This window comes from Caminibacter sp., from assembly GCF_053999135.1.
Window position 1 is genome coordinate 1 of sequence record NZ_JBMXVQ010000072.1, and the last position, 4,428, is coordinate 4,428.

General features: G+C 30.7%; 6 protein-coding genes. All 6 read right to left on the reverse strand.

Annotated elements, in window-relative coordinates; translation table 11 throughout:
* The coding region (locus tag ACXJH6_RS05745) for a type II toxin-antitoxin system PemK/MazF family toxin (protein ID WP_456470805.1) at nt 1-376 on the reverse strand (376 nt) is incomplete at its 3' end.
* 12 nt (nt 377-388) lie between these two features.
* Nucleotides 389-673: a hypothetical protein gene (locus ACXJH6_RS05750; protein WP_456470806.1), complete on the reverse strand. Its 285-nt coding sequence runs from the start codon at nt 671-673 to the stop codon at nt 389-391.
* Nucleotides 670-1,776 (reverse strand): replication initiation protein, encoded by a 1,107-nt coding sequence (locus ACXJH6_RS05755; protein ID WP_456470807.1) that lies wholly within the window; start codon nt 1,774-1,776, stop codon nt 670-672. Before ACXJH6_RS05755 ends, ACXJH6_RS05750 begins: the two co-directional genes overlap by 4 nt.
* Before the next feature lie 268 nt (nt 1,777-2,044).
* Nucleotides 2,045-2,698: a hypothetical protein gene (locus ACXJH6_RS05760; RefSeq protein ID WP_456470808.1), complete on the reverse strand. Its 654-nt coding sequence runs from the start codon at nt 2,696-2,698 to the stop codon at nt 2,045-2,047.
* 101 nt (nt 2,699-2,799) lie between these two features.
* A complete protein-coding gene (locus ACXJH6_RS05765) occupies nt 2,800-3,672 on the reverse strand; it encodes a site-specific integrase (RefSeq protein ID WP_456470809.1) in 873 nt (290 codons plus the stop codon).
* Between the two features lies 1 nt (nt 3,673).
* The gene (locus ACXJH6_RS05770) at nt 3,674-4,060 is read right to left on the reverse strand and encodes a hypothetical protein (protein WP_456470810.1); all 387 of its coding nucleotides are present in this window, start codon (nt 4,058-4,060) and stop codon (nt 3,674-3,676) included.
* Nucleotides 4,061-4,428: the final 368 nt, after the last annotated feature.

Genomic DNA, 4,428 nt, shown 5'->3' on the forward strand with positions numbered 1-4,428 from the left:
TACTTCTTTGAAGACTTTTTGGAATATATGTCCTCACTTCTTTGATAATGCGTTTTTTTGAAATATTTCTAATCGCTGATAAATGAATAGAGCTTTTTTTATGAAGAAAATTGTATTTATTCTCATCTAAGACTACTTTGTCCCAATGGTTTTCATCATTAGGAGTATAGTTTGTTATTGGAACTACTAAAATAGTATCTCCTTTACATAAAGGGTTTGGAGATAATACAATAGCCATATGAGGTTCTGAAAATTCTCTTCCTACATTTATTCCGTTTTTAAAGTCGGATTTTTTATAGTTTTTTTCATCTTCAAATAAATCTAAATAGTCTCCAAAATGGATTAATAATAATTGCCATTGATGAATTTCTTTCATATTATCCCCTCTTTAAATTGATGGTATATCTATTTGAATGTCATTTATTAATTTATTATTTTCATTTTTTGAATCTTTTAATATTATCGAAACTTTATCATTTAATTTTTTACCTTGCATTGTCTCAGAATCTATTTTTTCTTCAAAAAATTTAACTAAATCATACACTAAATCATCTTCTGTTCTTTCAATAAATTTACTTTTTTCTTCTATTTTCAATTTTTTAGAATTTTGATAAGCATAAGTGTTTTTTAATTTCTCTTTTAACACAATAAGTTCTTTTAAAGTTAAAATCATTTATTACTCCCTTTCAAAATATTCATAAATTCTTGGGCTAACACATCAAATAATTCCGGACTCTCTTTTTTTAAAACTCTCATATCTTCGTTTTGTTTTAAAAGCTCTCTGTAAAGTTCTGAATTTTGTGCCAATTTAAAAAACTTTCTATAAATATCCATACTTTCAACCGAATTAAAATCAAAATATTCCATTTCGCAATCTTTTTGTTTGAAAGAATATAATAATCCGTCTTTATCTATTCCAAACCATACAAACCCGACATTTTCTCTTTTTCCAAATCCAAATGCTTTCCCTGTTCCTGCGTAATATCTTCTTAAAAATTCTATAAATGCTTTTGGTGTTTTGAAATATGCTTCTTGCACTCCGTTATCGGTTTGTAATTTTGCGGGATTTGGGCGGATTATGAATTTTAAATGAGTTACTTTTCGTCCTGTTTTAAGCTCATCGTAATCGAATAAAATATCTGTATGTTTTTCAAACTCTTTTTTTGCTTTTTCTAAAATTCTTAATTTAATACCGCTTGAATATTGATAACTTTTAGGTATCTCTAACATCTCTCTAAATTCATCAACACTAACAATCTTTTCGGCTTTGTTTCCGTATCTTGCATTAAGTTCCAGCCAATCTTTTAATATTTCGTAAAGTCTAATTACATAAGAGCTTTTAAGCGGTAATATGTTTTCAAGGCGGTATTTCAAAAATTTTTTTTGGGCTTCTAAAAGATAAGGACGTAGTTTTTTACTTATTTCAAATTCTACAAATCCCTCACCTTCTTTATATTCGGCACTTGACACCCAATTAAGCATTAAAAAACTATTATCACCCTCATTGCCTTTTGGTATATATATAGGCTTTTCTAAAAGCTCTTTGACAGCTTCTTTAACCGCCCAATATAAATCTTTTCTTTTAAGCCCTGTAAGTTCTTTAAAATCATTAACTTTGAATATATACAGCTCATTAACGTCATCACCTCTTTTTAATCCTGCAATAAGAGCCGTTATAAATTTAAGACTTAGAGGATTAAGTTTATACCTTGCTCTAATGATTATATCGGCTTTCTTTACTTCTAAATCGCCTTTGACTTCAATATGCTTTGCCATTTAAAGCCTTTTTTTGAAAATTATACAAAATAAAAATACAAAAAATCAATACTATACTCGATAGATGTATTTTTTCACCCTGAAAATGTATTTTTTACGACCCTGAAAATGTATTTTTTCACCCTGAAAATGTATTTTTTCACCCTGAAAATGTATTTTTTAAAACGCTAAAACCACTAAATTTCGGACTTTTCGGCACCCTACATATTACATATTACAAGAATATATATAGACACTTATAGAAAGAAAAGAAAAAAAATCAAGAAAATTATTTTTGTATTTTAAAAGTAGTTATATATCCTTCTTCTAAAACTGAATTAGGTAAATTATTTTGCACTATATTAATTAATCTTCCAAAAATAATCCAATTATCTCTATAATGCATAGTTCCAAAGTTTTTAGGGAAAAAGTGAGTTCTAATTAGAATAGATTTCATTAGACCATTTTTATCATATTCTATATAACAATTATCTAAATTCAATTTAGCATATACTCCTTGATAATCTGTTCCATAAATAGGTAATAATTTTGCTATTTTTTGAGTTACAAAAGTCTTATACATTTTAACAGTATTACCTCTTTCATTAGCTAATTTTATATACAATTTAGAAATATAATCATTGTTTGAATAACGATTTAAATATTCATTAATTGCACTTGTAATATTCATATTTACATGCCCTTGTTGTCCTGAAATATAATCCTGAATTTTTATATAGTTACTTCTATAAACAATAGAAACATTGTTCAATTTTTTATTTTTAAAATAATCTAAAAAGCCTTTAGTTAAATATGGATCTTTTGAATTTTTAATTATTTCTTCTGGTGTTGGTGGTTTAAAAAGATCACTCATATTTAAATTTGCACATCCATTCATTAATAACATTAAAATTGTGATAAAAAGAAAACCTACTTTTTTCATTATCCTTTCTCCTTTTTTAGTTTTAATAAAATTTTAACTAATTTTTATTTTGTTTGAGAATCACAATAAACAATTATTTCATTTTTTTTAAAATATGAAAATTAAACTCTCGAAAGATAATATTCCGTCATTTCAGTTCTATGGTGGTTTATCTCTTCTGATACCTCTTTTAGAGCTTCTTTATAATCGATACCCTGTTCGAGTTTATGTTCGAGCAAATCTTTTGCGTATGTAACTCTAAAATTGTGACTTCTGTCTATTCCAACCTCTTTTAAATCTTGATTGTATGTGTTGTAGTGTGGAACGTTCTCTATTTTTTGTATCTCTTGGGCTAACTGATAACTTATTTCTTTCGGTTGGTATTCGTGATTGCCTTTTCCGATTACGCCCTCTAACGTTTGATTTTGTTCGTTGTAGTATTTGTCAAAGTTTTTTACGACTTCCATTGCCTCCGATACTCTCAAACCTGTTTCAGCCTGTAATTTCGCCACTACGTAGCTCTCGTATCTTATTTCTTGGAGAGCCTCCAGCTTTTCTTGCAGGTTGTCGATATAACGACCGCTTTCAATTTCAAGCTCTTTCATTTCTTCCCGGAACGTCTCTCGGAAATCTTTTAAGAAGTCATTTTCTAAATTTGCAGATATTGTTACGTTTGCCTGTTCCAAGCCTTTTAGAAGCGAATTAAAGCCCGTTGTATAGTCCAATGCACTTTTTGCGCTTAAATCATCTGTGCGTTGCTCTAAAAAGGCTCTAACGATGTCTTCTGTCATATACTGATTGAGCTTTCCCTCTGTAATACCGTTCGTTTCTAAATAGTTTTGAAAGTCTTTGAGATACATTTCTCTTTTTTCGGCTAAAGCCACCGAATGAGTTAAGTTATCCTGTTGCATATGCCTACCCTCTCCAAGCGCAAGTGTGCGGTGAAAAGCGTCTTTTACTTGCTTTGCAAAATTTCCCCCTCTCAAATTTGCCATTTTAAGCCTCTGTAAGCGATTTTTGTTGTTTTATAAAGCGATATATGCTCGAATGCGAAATCTTTGTTCTATGAGCCTCGTAAAGCCATTTTTCGATACGTCTTACTCCCCACCCCTGATTATGTAGTTCTATAATCTCTTTTGCATACTTCTTGATTAAAGGATTTTTTATTTCGTTCAGGTTTAGTTTTTTCAGTTCTTGGGCTTCTTGGATTTCCTTTTGATGTATGTCGTCGAGTATTTTGTTTATGCCTTTTGCAAGGCTTATTGTGGTATTTCCGTTTTTGTTTATCCAGCCCTCGAGACGTTTTAGGAAATAGGCGATATTTTTTTCTTCTTTGATTGCCAATTTTTTCATAAGCGGTTTAACCTGTGTTCTCGGTAACATTGTTTTTCCTTTCATTTCTATTCAGGTTTGAGTTGCACGGGGCTTGGATAACGTTACGTCGAAGCCGAGTAAGTTTCGTGGCGACCCCGTGCAACCCACGGCGACTTGCTTCGCCGTGTCGTCAGGGCGATTGACTTTTTTATCTCTCCGGTAGAGAAATAAAAAAATCAATCCCACGACCAAGTCTGTGGGTTGCCGAGAAGGTAATTTTGCGGAAGTTCTAATTTCTAATTTTGGCAGTCACCGGCTCTTGGTAAGACCTGCGATTATTTTTTAGGTAGCTATCGCGAAACTACCAAAAGCAACTTTTTATTTAACCTGAAAACTGCACCACCTGCATAGCGTTTAAGCTATCTCCTGCGTCAGTT

Coding starts and splice junctions, on each gene's coding strand:
- ACXJH6_RS05750 (WP_456470806.1), bottom strand. CDS start 673: ATGATTTTAACTTTAAAAGAACTTATTGTGTTAAAAGAGAAATTAAAA.
- ACXJH6_RS05755 (WP_456470807.1), bottom strand. CDS start 1,776: ATGGCAAAGCATATTGAAGTCAAAGGCGATTTAGAAGTAAAGAAAGCC.
- ACXJH6_RS05760 (WP_456470808.1), bottom strand. CDS start 2,698: ATGAAAAAAGTAGGTTTTCTTTTTATCACAATTTTAATGTTATTAATG.
- ACXJH6_RS05765 (WP_456470809.1), bottom strand. CDS start 3,672: ATGGCAAATTTGAGAGGGGGAAATTTTGCAAAGCAAGTAAAAGACGCT.
- ACXJH6_RS05770 (WP_456470810.1), bottom strand. CDS start 4,060: ATGTTACCGAGAACACAGGTTAAACCGCTTATGAAAAAATTGGCAATC.